Origin of the sequence: Acinetobacter sp. (genome assembly GCF_041911495.1) — a bacterium.
Classification (GTDB): domain Bacteria; phylum Pseudomonadota; class Gammaproteobacteria; order Pseudomonadales; family Moraxellaceae; genus Acinetobacter.
The window spans coordinates 1-16,068 of sequence record NZ_JAYROT010000070.1 but is presented as its reverse complement, the minus strand read 5'-3'; the positions used below and the strand labels follow the sequence as shown (position 1 = coordinate 16,068).

Annotated in this window: 13 protein-coding genes; 7 read left to right on the top strand and 6 right to left on the bottom strand. The window is 40.3% G+C overall.

Going from position 1 to position 16,068, the window contains the following annotated elements; all coding sequences use genetic code 11:
• Positions 1–113 precede the first annotated feature (113 nt).
• The gene (locus tag ACE3PQ_RS09385) at positions 114–872 is read right to left on the bottom strand and encodes a Nif3-like dinuclear metal center hexameric protein (protein ID WP_374297260.1); all 759 of its coding nucleotides are present in this window, start codon (positions 870–872) and stop codon (positions 114–116) included.
• Between the two features lie 144 nt (positions 873–1,016).
• Between ACE3PQ_RS09385 and pyrC the strand changes: the two genes are divergently transcribed.
• The 3 genes from pyrC to ACE3PQ_RS09370 all read left to right on the top strand — a co-directional run bounded on the left by pyrC (position 1,017) and on the right by ACE3PQ_RS09370 (position 4,308).
• Entirely contained in the window at positions 1,017–2,057 is a 1,041-nt protein-coding gene (pyrC, locus tag ACE3PQ_RS09380; RefSeq protein ID WP_374297217.1) for a dihydroorotase, read from the top strand.
• Positions 2,058–2,064: 7 nt separating this feature from the next.
• Positions 2,065–2,760, top strand: a complete 696-nt coding sequence (gene rnt, locus ACE3PQ_RS09375; RefSeq protein WP_374297215.1) for a ribonuclease T — start codon at positions 2,065–2,067, stop codon at positions 2,758–2,760.
• Between the two features lie 156 nt (positions 2,761–2,916).
• Complete coding sequence (locus ACE3PQ_RS09370; RefSeq protein ID WP_374297212.1) at positions 2,917–4,308, top strand: amino acid permease; 1,392 nt, start codon at positions 2,917–2,919, stop codon at positions 4,306–4,308.
• Positions 4,309–4,505: 197 nt separating this feature from the next.
• Here ACE3PQ_RS09370 and ACE3PQ_RS09365 read toward each other — a convergent pair whose 3' ends face one another.
• On the bottom strand, positions 4,506–5,129 hold the full coding sequence (locus tag ACE3PQ_RS09365; RefSeq protein WP_374297211.1) for a LysE family transporter: 624 nt from the start codon (positions 5,127–5,129) through the stop codon (positions 4,506–4,508).
• A gap of 112 nt (positions 5,130–5,241) precedes the next feature.
• On the bottom strand, positions 5,242–8,163 hold the full coding sequence (locus ACE3PQ_RS09360; RefSeq protein WP_374297209.1) for a DNA translocase FtsK: 2,922 nt from the start codon (positions 8,161–8,163) through the stop codon (positions 5,242–5,244).
• Between the two features lie 321 nt (positions 8,164–8,484).
• Here ACE3PQ_RS09360 and ACE3PQ_RS09355 point away from each other — a divergent pair, with 321 nt between their 5' ends.
• The 3 genes from ACE3PQ_RS09355 to ACE3PQ_RS09345 all read left to right on the top strand — a co-directional run bounded on the left by ACE3PQ_RS09355 (position 8,485) and on the right by ACE3PQ_RS09345 (position 10,413).
• Positions 8,485–9,357, top strand: coding sequence for an NAD(P)-dependent oxidoreductase (locus ACE3PQ_RS09355; protein WP_374297207.1), 873 nt, complete (start codon positions 8,485–8,487; stop codon positions 9,355–9,357).
• A 222-nt stretch (positions 9,358–9,579) separates the two neighbouring features.
• Positions 9,580–9,852: a YARHG domain-containing protein gene (locus ACE3PQ_RS09350; protein WP_374297257.1), complete on the top strand. Its 273-nt coding sequence runs from the start codon at positions 9,580–9,582 to the stop codon at positions 9,850–9,852.
• A 144-nt stretch (positions 9,853–9,996) separates the two neighbouring features.
• A complete protein-coding gene (locus ACE3PQ_RS09345; RefSeq protein ID WP_374297205.1) occupies positions 9,997–10,413 on the top strand; it encodes an HIT family protein in 417 nt (138 codons plus the stop codon).
• A gap of 98 nt (positions 10,414–10,511) precedes the next feature.
• On the opposite strand, the gene tsaA is transcribed toward ACE3PQ_RS09345, so the two are convergent.
• Positions 10,512–11,249 carry a tRNA (N6-threonylcarbamoyladenosine(37)-N6)-methyltransferase TrmO gene (gene tsaA / locus ACE3PQ_RS09340; protein WP_374297203.1) on the bottom strand — a complete coding sequence of 246 codons (738 nt, stop codon included), beginning with the start codon at positions 11,247–11,249 and terminating at the stop codon, positions 10,512–10,514.
• 100 nt (positions 11,250–11,349) lie between these two features.
• Here tsaA and ACE3PQ_RS09335 point away from each other — a divergent pair, with 100 nt between their 5' ends.
• On the top strand, positions 11,350–12,129 hold the full coding sequence (locus ACE3PQ_RS09335; RefSeq protein WP_374297202.1) for a ferredoxin--NADP reductase: 780 nt from the start codon (positions 11,350–11,352) through the stop codon (positions 12,127–12,129).
• Positions 12,130–12,319: 190 nt separating this feature from the next.
• Here ACE3PQ_RS09335 and ACE3PQ_RS09330 read toward each other — a convergent pair whose 3' ends face one another.
• A complete protein-coding gene (locus ACE3PQ_RS09330; protein ID WP_374297200.1) occupies positions 12,320–14,047 on the bottom strand; it encodes a DUF262 domain-containing protein in 1,728 nt (575 codons plus the stop codon).
• A gap of 107 nt (positions 14,048–14,154) precedes the next feature.
• On the bottom strand, positions 14,155–16,068 hold a 1,914-nt coding region (ligA, locus tag ACE3PQ_RS09325), incomplete at its 5' end, for an NAD-dependent DNA ligase LigA (RefSeq protein WP_374297198.1).

Genomic DNA, 16,068 nt, shown 5'->3' with positions numbered 1-16,068 from the left:
AAGCCTGCTTAGCATACCTTGTTTTTCATTCGCTTTCATTAACAATGATTTTACTGAAATCAAAATCCAAAATGTAATGACATAATCATATCATTAAAATGACTTTAATGAAGCTAAACTGGATTTGGTAATTCCACATAATGATGCGTCAATTGGAATTGCTCAGCTAAAGCCTTTGCTAATCGCTGTACACCGTAGCGCTCCGTCGCATGATGACCCGCAGCGAAATAATCCACACCATATTCCAAAGCTTCATGATAAGTACGCTCACTCACCTCACCTGAAATATAAGCATCACAATCTAAAGCTGCTGCTTTATAAAGGAAATCTTGTGCACCACCTGTACAAAAGCCAACTTTTTGAATGGTCGATTTGCCTGATGCAATATGAATCGGCTGTTGCCCTAACACGTCGATAATTCGCTGATTAAATTGATCAGGAGTCAATGCCGTTTCTAGTTCACCGACATTCCCGATTGGTAAACGCTCTGAACTATCCAAAGCACCTGTGATGTGAATACCTAATAATTCTGCCAAAGCCGCATTATTACCTAGCGTTGGGTGTGCATCGAGTGGTAGATGATATGCAATTAAAGACACATCCGCTTGCATCAGTTGTTTGATGCGTTTGCCCTTAATTCCTGTCAAAGGGCTTGGTTCGCCTTTCCAAAAATAACCATGATGTACCAAGAGCGCATCAGCATTTAAATCCAGTGCTTGCTCAATCGCTACTTGAGAAGCCGTAACACTACTCACCAAAGTTTGCACTTCAGCTTTGCCCTCGATTTGTAAACCGTTTGGGCAATAGTCTTTAAACTGCGAAACCTGTAAAGTCTGTTCGCACCACGCCAATATTTCTAAAAGTGTTGCCATTTTTTCAATCAAAATATTCATAAAACCTGCTTTCAGTCTAACAAGAATTATCCGAAATGACTGCAAACTTTTCGAACAATACACTTAGGATTTTTAAGGATTTTGCTTTATCATGTGTGCAATCTCATTTGTGGTATGAACGTCTTGGATAGCATCACTATTTTACAACCTGATGATTGGCACGCACATCTTCGTGATGGTGAGTCTTTGAAACGCACAGTTCCCGATCTCGCCCGTCAGTTTAATCGTGTGATTTGTATGCCAAATCTCGTACCACCAGTAAAAACTGTGAGCGAAGCACAAGCTTATCGTGCACGGATCATGGCGCACGTGCCTGAAGGTCAGAGCTTTGATCCACGTATGGTGCTGTATTTCACTGATCATACTGCACCTGAAGAAGTAGCAAAGATTAAAGCTTCAAATGAAGTCAATGCGATTAAACTCTATCCTGCAGGCGCAACAACCAATTCCGACAGCGGTGTCAGTGATATTCGCAAGGTCTATCATGTCATTGAGCAACTTGAAGAGCATCAAGTACCACTTCTACTTCATGGCGAAGTGACACACAACCACGTCGATATCTTTGATCGTGAAAAACGCTTTTTGGATGAAGTATTGACACCTTTATTACGTCAATTCCCAAACTTAAAAATGGTACTTGAACACATTACTACGGCTGATGCAGCCAACTATGTCCTAGAACAAGGCCGTAATGTCGCAGCAACGATCACACCACAGCATTTATTGTTTAATCGTAATGATTTATTGGTCGGTGGCGTGAAACCGCATTTCTATTGCTTACCAATTTTAAAACGTCAAAGTCATCAAACCACCTTGCTTGAAGTGGCAACCAGTGGCAATCCAAAATTTTTCTTAGGCACAGATTCTGCACCACATGCGCAAAGCAAAAAAGAAAATGCCTGTGGCTGTGCAGGTTGTTATAGTGCGCCTTATGCGATTGAACTCTATGCCCAAGCCTTTGATCAAATGGGTAAAATTGAAAAACTTGAAGGTTTTGCTAGTCACTTTGGCGCAGACTTCTATGGTCTAGCTCGCAATACTGATACCATCACTTTAGTGCGTAAATCACAAACGATTGCTGAGCGTATGGATTATTTGCCAAACGATGACATTATTCCGCTCCATTCAGGACAGACGATAGATTGGTCTGTTGTGTCAAGGTGAAGTTAAAATGAGTAATGAAAATCAAGCTGTACAAAGTCAAAACGAAGCTACCAATAACAAATCTAGCAATGAAATCCCTGTGATTGGACAGCGTTTTCGTGGGTTTCTACCAGTTGTTGTCGATGTAGAAACAGCAGGTTTTAACGCACAGACTGATGCACTCTTAGAAATTGCCTGTATTCCAATTGTCTATGATGAACATGGACAATTTACCCAAGGCGAAGCTTTTCAAGCACATATCAATCCTTTTGAAGGCGCAAATCTTGACCGTCGCTCATTGGATTTCACAGGGATTGATCCGTTTAATCCAATGCGAATGGCAATGGCAGAAAATGAACGTGATGCGCTAAAACGTATCTTTAAAGCATTGAATGAAGTACGCCGTGCTCAGCACTGTACCCATTGTGTCCTTGTTGGTCACAATGCGCATTTTGATTTGGGTTTCTTACAAGCAGCAATTGCTCGCACAAGTACGAAGAATCAAAATCCATTTCATAGCTTTTCTGTCTTTGATACGGTATCGCTCAGTGCGGCTGCATTTGGGCAAACTGTTTTAGCACGTGCATGTATTCAAGCAGGGATTGAGTTTGATGGTAAGGAAGCACATTCTGCATTGTACGATACGCAGAAAACCGCCGAGCTGTTCTGTCATTTGATGAATAATGCGATTCAATATACGCCTGCTCAGCATCAAGAAATTTAAAAATAATTTTCACTGTATTTCAAATAATGAATTTTTTTGTCGAAAATTGATCAATACACAGTCAGTTTCGGCAAACTTTCCCATCGAATTGCACTCAAAACTTTATTCTTCATAAAACTGTGCCTACAATAGATTCCTTTTTCGTTTGAATCATAAATGTCGAATACAGCTACTCCACAATTAAAACGTGCCATGCAACGACGTCATTTGGTGATGCTCTCACTGGGCGGTGCGATTGGTACAGGCTTATTTTTAGGTTCTGGTGAAGTGATTTCCCAAACTGGAGCCATCGGTGCAATCATCGCTTATACGCTTGGTGGTTTGATCGCTTATATGGTGATGCTTTGCTTGGGCGAACTTGCGGTACATATGCCTGTGGCAGGTTCATTTGGTGCCTATGCAGATCGTTATATCAATCCAGCCACAGGCTATATGATCACGTGGATGTATTGGCTGACGTGGACAGTGACGCTAGGCACGGAGTTTACTGCTGCAGCACTACTCATGCAGGAATGGTTTCCACATGTGTCGATGTGGATTTGGACGATTATTTTTGCGGCGACGGTCTTTATTTTGAATGTCAGCTCAACACGGTTCTTTGCAGAATCTGAGTTTTGGTTGGCAATGGTCAAAGTTGTCACAGTCATCGTCTTTATTCTGCTTGGCTGTTTGGTGATCTTAGGTATTTTGCCAATGCAAGGCTATGACACCGCACCACTGTTTAGCAATCTAACAGCACATGGTTGGTTTCCTGAAGGTTTATGGCCAATCTTTGCAACCATGCTCGTGGTGAATTTTGCATTCTCAGGCACAGAGCTGATCGGTGTTGCAGCAGGTGAAACTGAGAATCCTGAAAAGAATATTCCTCGGGCGATCAATGCGGCGATTTGGCGATTATTAATTTTCTTTGTTGGGACGATTGTCATTATTAGCGCCCTGTTGCCGTATCAAGCCACTGCTGTCGATAGTGCGCATGGACTAAGTCATAGTCCATTTGTCAGCGTATTTTCACGCATCGGTATTCCTTATGCAGAAGATATTATTCGCTTTGTCATCATCACTGCATTGCTTTCAGCTGCCAACTCAGGGCTTTATGCTGCATCACGTATGCTATGGTCTTTATCCGATCAAAATAAATTACCAAAAGTCTTCTCAAAACTTTCTCGTTCAGGTACACCGTTGATCGCCATTATGGCAACGATGATGGGCGCTCTGCCGGGATTGCTGTCTGAGTTTTTTGCACCTGAAGCGATCTTTGTGAATTTGCTGAACATCGCCGCATTTACCATGGTTATTGTGTGGATTTCAATTTGTATCAGTCAATTCAACTTTCGCCGTCAATGGTATAAAGCAGGTCGAACACGTCAAGACTTGAAGTTTTCAGCACCACTTTATCCAATCGTTCCTATCTTGGGTGGTATCTTCTGTGTGATCACTGGCATGAGTATGGCTGTTGACCCAAGTATGCGTGCAAGCTTCATTGGCTGTCTTGTCATTATGATGCTGTGCTATGTACATTATTACTGGCGCGTTAAGCCACGTCATTAAGTATAGTCAGAGAACTTAAATCCTGCTACAGCGTTAACCTCACTCGCAGTACTATCTGTATACCTTCGTTCGGCGGTTGCCTTGTATCAGAAATTAACTTCTTCGACTATAGTGTTGAACCTAAGTCCTTATAAAAAAATGCGAGTAATATCACTCGCATTTTTTAATTGAATCATTGAAATATTTGAAGTGTGAAGTTACTTCTGACCTAAAAGATACAAACCAAATGCGGTAAAAATACCACCAGAAAAACCATCAATCCATTGTCGTGCTTTTTCATAAGCTTGCTTAAACTTAGGGATTGAGAAGATAAAAGTCACAGCAAAAAACCACAAAAAAGTTTCAACCGCTACAATCACAAAAAGTAAGCCATGCAAATCATCCAAAAAAGGATTATTTAAGAAAAGTGAAAATACACTACCGAAATATATCACTGCTTTTGGATTAAGCAGATTCGTCAAAAAACCTTGTAAAAAGAAGCGCCAAGCAGACTGTGGTAAAGTTGGAATGTGCATTGTGCTTTTCGCATCTTGCTGAGCAAATGCTGAACGAAGCATTTGATAGCCGAGCCAACACAGATATATTCCACCTGCGACAAAGAGTAATCTTTTCAGCCAATGTACTTGTTCGAATAAAATATTTAAACCCAATAATGCCAACATCGCCCAAATCATCACACCCAACGTGATCCCTGCAACAACCATCAGGCTATCACGTCGAAAGCGACTAATCGCCGTCTGAGAGACTAAGAAGAAATCTGGACCGGGAGTAATTAATGCGCAAAAGTGAATAAACACTAAGGTCGCTAAGGCAACAAACATCGCTTTCTCAACACATCTGTAAAATAAAAAATCGTAAAAACAAAACGGTCTAAATGACAAAACTATTCTCTATCATTTAGACCGTTAAATTAAGGCTGATTAGACTAAATAATCAGACTAGAATGTCACGCTTACCATTGGCACCCATTGGGCTAACTAGACCATTTTCTTCCATTTGATCAACAATACGTGCAGCACGGTTATAACCTAAACTGAACTTACGTTGTAATGACGACACAGAAACTTTCCGTGACTCAAGTACGAAGGATACACACTCATCATACAAGGCATCACGATCCGCCGAACCTTCGCCCGAGTCATAACCACCCGCAGAACCACCTTCTTCATCATATGGTGTCAGGATTTCATCGACATAATTAGGTGAACCACGTTCACGCCATGCGTCACAGATGCGATTCACTTCATCATCACTGATAAATGCACCATGCACACGTTCAGGCTCAATTTTCCCAGGTCCTAAGAACAGCATATCGCCGTGACCGAGCAAATCTTCTGCACCACCCGCATCGAGAATAGTTCGCGAGTCAATCTTACTATTTACACGAAGTGCGACACGAGTCGGAATATTGGCTTTGATCAAACCTGTGATGACATCAACCGACGGACGCTGTGTCGCAAGTAATAAGTGAATCCCTGCTGCACGTGATTTCTGCGCAAGGCGTGTGATCATTTCCTCTGCTTTTTTACCCACTTGCATGATCATGTCCGCAAACTCATCGGCAACGATGACGATCATTGGTAGTGGTGTCAAACGTGGTGCACGTTCTTGCGTTGCAGAGTCACTTGGCTTCCACGTTGGATCAATAAGATCTTCGCCACTAATTAATGCCTCTTCGACTTTGCGATTGTAATCCGTGATTTTACGAATCTTCATGAATGACATTAATTTATAACGTCGTTCCATCTCATTCACACACCAGTTCAGCGCACTGACAGCATCTTTCATATCAGTAACGACTGGTGTCAATAGATGTGGAATATCATTGTAGTTGGCAAGTTCAAGCTGTTTCGGATCAATGAGAATTAAACGTAATTGATCAGGTGTATATTTGAGGAGCATCGACAAAATCATGGCATTCACTGCTACAGACTTACCTGAACCTGTCGTTCCTGCGACGAGCATATGTGGTGCTTTGGCAAGGTCTGTCAATACTGGATTGCCGGAAATATCTTTACCCATTGCCATACTGATCAAACCACTTGGATCACGATAAGTTGGCGTTTCCAAAAGCTCGACCAAACGTACCATTTCACGTGCACTATTTGGAATCTCAATACCAATATACGGTTTACCTGGAATCACTTCGACCACACGTACCGATGCCATCGACATAGAACGTGCCAGATCTCGTGAAATATTGGTGACTTTCGAAGCTTTCACACCTGGTGCAAGATCGAGTAAGAATCGTGTTACCACAGGACCTGGCTGTGCTTCCACCACAGTTGCTTTGACATTAAAATCTTGCAATTTGATCTCTAGCAATTCAGACAAACGATCTAATTGTTCTTTGGTAAAATTGACCTTTTTATTCGGATCAACTTTGTCAAGCAATTCCATCTCAGGGAGTTTGGATAAATGCTTACGTTTCTCAACTACTTGCATGGCAGCAGACACAGGACGACCTGACGCATCAGTTAAAGGTGCATCCAAATCATCCCAAAAATCATCACTTTGCTCTTCTTTTGGCTTACCTGCTGTTTCTTGCCAAGCTTCGATGAATTCTTCTTTATTTAAATGATGTAAATCTTTCTGCTCATTTTGCACAAGTTGCTCATGATTTTGCACCGCTTGCGAAAAGCTATCATTCAAATAAGCACGTTGCTCTGCATCCAAGTCTGCTTCTTCAACAGGCTTTTGATCAAATATGGCATGTTTCGCTGTAGCTTGATGATGTTGTGTATCAGGTACAGCAGCAAGAAGTTCATCAAATACTTCATCATCACTCCAATCTAATACTGACTTTTGTGGTTGAGATGAAGCGTGTGAAAAATCTGCTGAATTTGGTCGAGTATGTTGATGTTGTTCTTGCAAATGACGATCTGCTTCTGCAATCAACTGACTGATTTCATCATGCGAAGGATCATTGGGATACGCATCATTGGCGATCTTTTGTTGCGCTTTTGAGGTATTACTATGCTTTAACTGGCTGTTGTTTAAATGATTGTGATTTAAACTCGATGCAAATGCATCATCAAATGAATGCGCATTCGGTTGCGTGGCGATCTTTTTTTCTAATTGATGTTCTGCTACATCGTGTTGAATCTCATCTTGGAACAGCTGATGCAACACACTTTGATCTTCATGAGAATTGCGAACTGCGTGGTGTTCTTCAAACTCATCTAAAGGCTGTACCTTAGATTTTGTATGTGATGAATTGGTTGCAGTGCTCGATGTAGATTGACTACCAAGACTCAGGTCAAAGTCTTCAGCATCAGTAGGTACATTTTTATAAAACAAATCATTCAGATAATCAGGAATATTCTTAATGAGTTGTACTGTTTTCAACCATTCAATTTTAAAAGCAAAAGTCCATAGCGCAATAACAAATAGCACCAAGAAAATGATGGCAATATATAAACCAACCATGCTTGATAAGCTACGCCCTACTTCATAACCGATAATGCCACCAGAGGCATTTACCAGTGAGTCCGTGGGTACTTGCCAAAAGAAGTATAGTAAAGCAGAAGTGGTCAGAATAATAAAAAATTGCGCAGCATAGCGAAATGGACGTGTTAAGTAACTACGAGGCCACCACACTTGGATCGCCTCTATGATCAAGAATAAAGGCAATAGCAATGCTGCCCAGCCAAATAAGCCATACAGCATATCAGCAAGCCAAGCCCCCGCTACGCCACTGGCATTACTGACCTGCTGTGTATCACTCGACACACGCATCCAACCCGGATCAAAAGGTGTATATGTCACCGTCGCCAAAAACAAATAAATACCAAATGATACGAGGAAAATGGTACTAATGACACGATGCGCATATTGACCAGTCGCTACACTCATGAACAATCCTATTATTCTTAAAACCTCTAGCCTAGATACGCTATACAAACGAGATACAACGTAACGATCCGACTATTACCTTGACACTGTAATTCTTTCACATGACAGTTTGAATTGATATTCAGAACAGCACAAAAAACAGCAATTTTATATTATGCACAGCTTTGATGCGAAAATCTTGTCAAATTATGCAAATGTCTTCTATTCAAACAAATCCTTAGAACATTAATAAAAAGTCATATATCTCCGTTTTGCGCATTCGCCTCAGCGTGATAGATTAAGTGCTTCATTTGAATATCGTTATTAGATTCAGGAGCTATGATGTCTATTTCTATTGCGTTCATCGGTTTAGGTGCAATGGGTTATCGTATGGCTTCACATTTGCCGAAGTCATTCGAACAAGTTTTAGTTTGGAATCGTAATTTCGCCAAAGCCGAACAACATGCCTCAGGATACAGCACACAAGCCGTCGATATTGAAACCGCAACACAAGCAGACATTATTTTCTCCTGCTTACCGACCAGTACTGAAGTAGAAACCATCATTACGCAGTACCCACCAAAGTCAGGTGCAATCTGGGTTGATTGTACCAGTGGAGTGCCTGAATCTGCAGTAAAAATGGCGAAGTTTCTGCAAGAACGTGGTGCTTACTTTCTCGATGCGCCTGTATCAGGTCAAACTATTGGTGCAGAAAAAGGCACATTAACGGTCATGATTGGCGGTGATGCAAAAGCTTTTGAGCAAGCTTATTCCGCTATTGAGCCCTTTGGTGGATTGATCAAACATGTGGGTGACTCAGGCGCAGGCTTTGCGGTAAAAGCAGTCAATAATATGCTCCTCGCAGCAAACCTTTGGGCAACCGCAGAAGGCTTTACCACGCTCAAAGCCAATGGTGTTGATCTCAACAATGCACTCGAATGTATTAATGCTTCCAGTGGTAAAAGTGCAGTGACGGAAATGATCCTACCTCAGCGTATTTTAAACCGTGAATTTCCACTGACTTTTGCTCTACCTTTACTCGTAAAAGATACAGGAATTGCCCTATCTTTGGCGCAACAAGCTAAGCTACCCACACCTTTGCTGAGCCTCACCCAAAATCTGATTCAAACTGCAAACTTAACCAGTGATGCTGAAAGTGACTTTTCAAGTGCAGTTAAGCTCTATGAAAGCTGGACAAATATCACCATCGAATAGATGACCTAACACATCATGATCTGCAAATGTGAAGAAAACATGATGAAATTCGCATGAATATTTGCCTTAATTTACACTTGTACAACTTTAAACATTCGAAATAAATTGAAACATATTCGCATCGACACCATATATGTCTTATACTCAACACATGTACTCAGCGAACACAAAAGAGGAATACATATCATGAAACTTAGCCTAAAACGCATCGCTATAAAAAGCATGGTCTTGAAAAGTATCGCTATCTCAAGTCTTGTTCTCGCAGGCTTTGGTAGCGCATATGCAGCCGATGCACAATGTGATCAATTACAAAAGCAAAAAGCGTTGATCCATGCTGCGCACGGCTATTGCTTTAAAGATGAAGACGCCAAAAAGAAATATGGTAATAGTGACTGTCATACCAAAAAGCCTAAATTCAGCGGACCTGAAGCAAAACGTTTAGCGCAAATCGAAGAGAAAGAAAAAGAGCTGAATTGTCCGAAAAAAGACTTGTAATCTGAGTTGCAGTTTCTGAGTCCCAGTCTAAGCTAGTTAAACTCGTCAAAAAGAAAGTCGAATGAGCATTTCATTCGGCTTTTTTTACGTTACACTGTTGGCAATTCATTTTTTTAAGAACAACTGAACAAGGACTAAAGCATCATGGCATATGACGATCAAAATATTTTTGCAAAAATTCTCCGTGGCGAAATCCCTGCGATCAAAGTCTATGAAGATGAAAAAACCCTTGCATTTATGGACATCATGCCACAAGCAGATGGGCACACTTTGGTGATTCCAAAATCCCCTGCGGTCACCCTACTTGATCTCAATCCTGAAGACGCAGCCTATACCATACAAATTGTCCAAAAAGTCGCAAAAGCCATAGAAAAAGCATTAGATCGTAAAGGGATTGTACTCATGCAACTCTCTGGTGAAGAAGCAGGTCAGACTGTGCCACACATTCACTTTCACTTGATTCCATCATCTGTGCATCAGCTTGGTAAACATGCAAGTACAATGGGTGATCAAGAGAAAATCAAAGCTTTAGCAGAAAAGATTAAAGCGTCAATTGAATAAACTATGAAATCTTTGCGCTCATAAATATGGGCGCAAAACGCTATAAATAAATCGAATCAAATTAATCCCTACAACTTAGTCATTCAACTTAAAATATCCTACAAACTATACATATCAACAATTTTCACGGATTGTTCTGAAATTTGAAACTTCACATTAAAATTGGCAAAACTGAGTCCATAGACACGTTCAGGATCCTTCTGATAAGCAGGTTTAGGATTCTGTGCAAGGACTTGTTCTAACTCTTGAAGTATTTGTTCAGTACATACTTTTTCATTGAGTAATTTTTGCTTTTGAAGTAAAGCATCATCAGACCAAATTACCTCTAAAATCTGCGGTGCATCGGGCGCATAACCGCTCATCGCATCAGGAATTGCATCGGCATAAGCGAGATACGGCTTGATATCCACGATCGGCGTGCCATCCAAAATGTCCGCACCTTGTACATACAAACGCAGTTCATTTTTAACTTTTTTAATCTCAAGCAAATGTACTACGGATAGACCAATCTGTGATGGTCGATACATGCTACGACTGGCAAACACGCCGATTTTTTGATTGCCACCTAAGCGGGGAGGACGAATCATCGGCTGAAATGTTCTAGTCTTATTGACAACACTATCATTTTTTTTCACATCGTTAGCATGAAATTGCCAAAGCAACCACAGATGACTAAATTGCTCTATCCCTTGAAAGGCGTTGATATCATCATAAGGCGCAATCAGTTTAATATAACTCGTTGTATTGACAAGATTTGATTGTCTTGGAATGCCAAATTTTTCCACGAATGGCGAACACATATAACCGATTATCGGCATGGAAATCTGATCGTTCATCACTTTTTTTGATAAAGCCCATTAATTATATTCAGTGTATCGAGAATCGTTTTAGATTAGAATAGCAGTCTGTTTTTATTGAGCAATTATTGAGAAGTAAATGGCTGCATTTAATGTAGAACGTATCACTCACGTTCATCACTGGAATGATACTTTATTTAGTTTTAAAACCACTCGTGACACTGCCCTTCGCTTTAAGAATGGTCAGTTTGTAATGATCGGTTTGGAAGTGAATGGCAAACCATTGATGCGTGCCTACTCGATTGCCAGTGCCAACTACGAGGAAGAGTTAGAATTTTTCTCGATCAAGGTTCAAGACGGTCCTTTGACGTCGATCTTGCAAAAAGTCCAAGTCGGTGATGAGATTCTGATCTCGAAAAAACCGACAGGTACGCTGGTACATGATGATTTGTTACCTGGGAAAAATTTGTATTTCCTTTCTTCAGGTACGGGTCTTGCGCCATTTTTATCATTGATCCGTGATCCTGAAACCTATGAAAAATATGAAAAAGTGATCTTGGTACACGGTGTGCGTTATATCAGTGAGTTGGCTTATCAAGATTTGATCTTGGATGAACTACCAAACAATGAATGGTTTGAAGATTTGATGATCAAAGAAAAATTGATCTATTTCCCAACCGTGACGCGTGAGCCGTTCCATACGCAAGGTCGTGTGACGACGCATATCAAAGAAGGTACGCTATTTGAAAAAATCGGTTTGCCAAAATTCAATCGTGAAACTGATCGTGCCATGCTTTGCGGTAGCCCTGCATTCTTAAAAGATGTGGCGGCGTTGCTTGATCAACATGGTTTGGTTGAGTCACCTCGTATGGGTGTAATGGGCGACTATGTGATCGAACGTGCCTTCGTTGAAAAGTAAGTTTTTACTTTAAAAGCGATATATTGAAAAAATCCAAATGCTTCGGCGTTTGGATTTTTTTACTTACTAACAAATTATAATCATAGTACTTCATTTCTAACATAAGGTAACAATATAAAGCTCTAAATAATGATAAATCTAACGATGCTTACATTATCGATGAGTGTTAAGTACTGATACTATCAACTTCTTATGCTTTCCATATTTCCTTTGCTTTATTTAATAGAAATTCAGCTCTTTTTTCAATTTCTGTTTCGTTCCATTCGCTTAATTCAAGATATGGTGCAAGAGTTTCAATTCCGCCCGAATAGTGAGTTAATCCCTCTTTATTTCCGCTTCCTCTTTTCTTGGTTGGCCAATTTGCATCTCGAATAGAAGCATTTAACGACTGTGTAATAATAGCCAAATTGCCCAAAGTCTTTAATTTGAAGTTCCGATAGTCTTTGGCTTCTTTGGTTGAAACACTATTCCATTTATTTTCCCATTTTTTAGGCATTAAATGCTCTAAACTGTATTTTTTAATTCCTAAAAGTTGTGTCGCCTGTTTGTGCCTGTTCCTAATTTTGGATTCAATGAGATAAATAATTCCTGCGGTTTGCATGTTGATTAATACAGAATTTTCAAATCCTTGTTTTAGTTCGGTGTCATTTGGCAGATAGTTTACTTTATCATTTCTTGTTTCGAGGAATTGAATAAACTGTTCCTTGGATAAGATTTTGTTTGATATAAGCCTGTCGGTAAATAGTTGGTTGTAATTTTTCGTTGTAGCCTTAACAACTATTCTTCGCATTACATAGCTCTCGATAAACGCAAATAATTCATTTCTCTGATTTTGGTCATTTACATTTTTAAGAATATAAAGCGTGTAAGGAATTAGAGTAGAAGTGTCAAGCCCAAAAATTACAGCGTTTATACGTTCAATTCCACTTTCATTAGTAAGTTCATTGTTTACAATGTCATAGTCGAAATTGTCTTTAAATAAGATTGCGTATTCTCTGATTTCATCAAGGATTTCAGTTTTATTCAATTTATAATCTCTTATAAACCGCTTATACGATTCAAAAAGACTTTCAACTTTAGAAAACTCGATTTTATCCTCTGTTTTTACTTTTAATTCTGGTTCTTGTATTTTTATTTGAAGATAAGAGTAAAAAAATAGGTCAATGAATGTTCTCTTTAAACGACCTGTTGTGATTTCTCTGTCCCAATAGATTTTTATTTCATCATCTTTCTCAAATATCTTTTTCCAATACTTCTCGTAATTTTCAATTTCATCTCGTTTAAAGAAGTAGTTTTTTAGTAATTCGGCTGTTGTCAATCGAACACCGAGAGAGTTTATGGTGTCGAATATTTGTTGTTCATCTTCTTCATAACCAAGGTCAATACCAACGAATAAGATATTGTCCAAAATATTGAAAAAATCCAAAAAGTTTGTTAAGTCCTCTTCTGTAATATTTTCATTGAAAAAGTTGTAAGCTGCGAGAATGTGGTCGTTTTCGGAAACGTCTTTAAAAAATTGAATTGCCTCAAGATTTACAACTTTATTAAATGAATCTTGGTCATTGTGGTTGTGAAGTAAAATGATTGACTTATCTCTTTGTTTTTTAAAAGTTTCTGTAAAGTCAGAATCAGCATTATTTTTAAGGCACAACACTTTTAAAAAAATGTTTAATGTCGTAAGGCGTTGTTGTCCGTCAATCACGGTCAATATAGAATCCTTATTGGAAGCGGTTTCCTGTTGCTTTAGAATGACAGAGCCCAAAAAGTATGGTCTTTTGGTTATTGAAACCATACGCATATCTTCTAAAAATCTTTGCCATTGTTCGTTATCCCAAACATAAGCTCTTTGAAAAAAAGGAATTTCTAAATTTCTTCCTCTATTGAAAATATCTCTAATTGTTCTTTTTCCTGCTTCCATTAACTTCGCCCTTTTTATTCAATTTTGCTGAGGTTTAACAATTGATTTACCAAATTATCAATCATCATATCCTTAAACCAATTTTCAGATTGAGAATTTTAATACTTTTAAACCTGAAACTCGCCCAACATCTGCAAAAACTCATCTTCATTCATCACCGCCAAACCAAGTTTTTCCGCTTTATCGAGTTTACTGCCTGCTTTCTCACCTGCCACCACACACTTGGTCTTACTCGACACACTCCCCGACACCCTTGCACCAAGTGCCTGCAATCGCTGTGTCGCCTCATCACGCCCCATACTGGCAAGCGTGCCTGTGACTACCCAACTTTCTCCATTCAATGGCTGACGTGTCGGTGCTTGCGGTGCAGCCCAATGAATCCCTGCATCGATCAAGGCCTGAATCACTTCAATATTATGCTCGGCATGGAAGAAGTCAAAAATCCACTCTGCTGTAATGTCGCCAACATCAGGCGTTTTCTTCAACTGTTCTAAATCTGCCGACATCAACGCATCTAAAGTTTGGAATTGATTGGCAAGCATTCGAGCTGTGGTTTCTCCCACACCACGAATACCCAGCGCATAGATGAATCGGTGTAGCTCTGTTTCTTTACTTTGTTCGATCGCATCAATGAGATTCTGAACGGATTTTTCACCCATCTTTTCAATGGTGAGTAATTTTTCACGATGCAGATGCAAACTGTAAATATCAGCGACATTATCCAGTAGTTCAAGATGTAACAACGACTCGACCCAACGATCGCCCAAACCTTCAATATCCATCGCTTTACGAGCCACGAAATGGCGAATCGCTTCGATACGCTGTGCCGCACAGTACAAGCCACCCGAACAACGTGCCAATGCCTCACCTTCAGGCATCACCACAGGCGACTCACAGACTGGACATTGGCTTGGTAATTCAACCACTTGAGCTGTATCAGGACGAAATTCTTGCCAAACTTTTTCGACTTTGGGAATCACATCACCAGTCCGATACACGCTCACCGTATCACCGACTCGCACATCAAGGCGGTGAATTTCACCGATATTATGTAGCGTGACATTGGATACCGTCACACCACCGACGAATACAGGTTTTAGGCGTGCCACAGGCGTCAGCGTACCTGTACGTCCAACTTGCCACTCGATATTATCAACGGTAGTGAGCGCCGCTTGCGCAGGGAATTTATATGCCGTCGCCCAGCGAGGTTCACGACTCAAAAAACCAAGTTGTTTTTGCTGTTGTAAGCTATCAACTTTGATCACCATGCCGTCGATTTCGACGCTTAAATTTGGACGCTCCTGCATGATCTCTTGGTAGCAATTTTCTACATCTTCAATGCTATCCACGAGCCATTGTCGCTCGGCGATTTCAAAACCTAATGTTTTTAACCAATGCAGACTAGCACTCATCGAATCCAACTCATGATGCGGTTCGCACTGCGCAATGCCATAGGCATAAAATGCAAGTGGACGACTTGCAGCAATCTTCGGGTCGAGCTGACGTAGACTACCTGCTGCGGCATTACGTGGATTGACAAAGGTTTTCTCACCTTTTTGCTCTGCTTCACGATTGAGCTTTTCAAAGCCTGATTTTGGAATTAAGACTTCGCCTCGCACTTCTAATAATTTAGGAACTTCGACTTGCGCATCGCTACGCTTGCTATTAGCAAAAAGTTGCAGTGGGATATTGCGCACTGTACGCACATTTTGCGTGATGTCCTCACCTGTTTCACCGTCACCACGGGTCACGCCTTGCACCAGTTGACCGTTTTTGTACCATAATGAAATCGCCAAACCATCAAGTTTGAGTTCAACATCATATTGCACGTTTTGATTAGGCAATCGATCTTGAATACGCTGATCAAAGGCTTTGAGTTCATCAAAATTGAAGACATTACCTAGCGACAACATCGGCACAGCATGTTTGATGGATTGGAATTTCTTTAAGGCCTCACCGCCAACTTTCTGCGTTGGCGAATCATTTTGGATGGATTCAGGATATTGTTGTTCTAAGGCTTT